The sequence below is a fragment of the Aminobacter sp. P4_H6_2 genome (genome assembly GCF_056400805.1).
Genome location: NZ_JBFUKO010001042.1, coordinates 1 through 1,042, shown reverse-complemented (window position 1 = coordinate 1,042; position 1,042 = coordinate 1). Strand labels below are relative to the sequence as shown.

The 1,042-nt window shown below is 65.9% G+C and carries 2 protein-coding genes; both read right to left on the bottom strand.

Annotated features, from left to right (window positions below; translation table 11 throughout):
* A partial coding sequence (locus AC1DUU_RS32790) for a copper chaperone (protein ID WP_476787447.1) occupies positions 1-475 on the bottom strand: 475 nt, incomplete at its 3' end.
* Between the two features lie 66 nt (positions 476-541).
* The coding region (locus tag AC1DUU_RS32785) for a DUF1326 domain-containing protein (protein ID WP_476787446.1) at positions 542-1,042 on the bottom strand (501 nt) is incomplete at its 5' end.

Sequence of the window (1,042 nt, the reverse complement as noted above, 5' to 3'; positions counted from 1 at the left end):
GGTAGAGCCCGGCGACGCCAAGCGTGGCACCGAGCGCGAGCGGCGCCCATTTCGACCGCTGAGGCGGATCGAGGCTCGCCGCAAGCTCGCTGCCGAACTGGACCAGGACATACACTAGGAGGCCAGCCGTCGCCCAGACGAGCATGTAGCCCGCGACGAAGATCCATGTCGGGACGGCCACGTGCCGTTCGCGACTCGCCTGTGCCGTCGCGAACATAAAGACCATGGGCGCCGCGGCCGGCAGCATCATGGCCGCCATCATCACAGTCCACACAGAGAGAAAGGCGGCGGCGCCGGCAACTGACCAGCCGTCGGCGGCTATTCCGGACATAGCCATGCCGGCCATCCCTTCCATGCCCTCCATCCCGCCGCGCATGATGCCCATAGGCATGTCCATGCTGAAGGTCTGGTAGAGGGTGAGCGCCCATGCCGCTGCTGTCAGTACAGCGAGCGATGCAAGGAGACCCAGCGGCATGCCACGGAGATTCCGGGTGAAACGCCACCATTTCCTGGGGAACGCGTCAGGCAACGGCACACCGCCCTAGTTCGGACCGGTCCAGTCGAACGGAATGTGCTTGCTCGAGCGGGCGTTGCCCGTCCAGTCGAGCCCGAAGCCTTTGGTGCTCACTTCTACGGAGCGCCCCCAGGTGGCAATCTGGCCCGGGCCAACCTCCGAGCCCGGCGGGTTGATCGTCTGCACCCGCTTGCCGGGCGGTGTGGTTGGACCGGAAAGCGCTTCTGCGCGCCCGACGACGCGGCCGGGAATTTCGACCCGCCAGGTGGCGAGGTCGCCCGCCACCTCAAAACTGATAGGCACGAACTCGATACCACGCATCTCGCCGATGTTGGCCGCAAATCCGGCCGGCCAGCCGCCGGCCTGGCCGCCGAAGATCGCCTGCAGGGCTTCGCGCTGCCGCTCATTCGCCTTCTCGTCGATGTACATGCCCATCACGGCCTGTGCTTCGCCTGCCCAGAGATTGCCTTCGACTTCACCGAGTGCAACTAGCGTCAGGCCGTCTAGCTTCACGCCGCCATACTGACC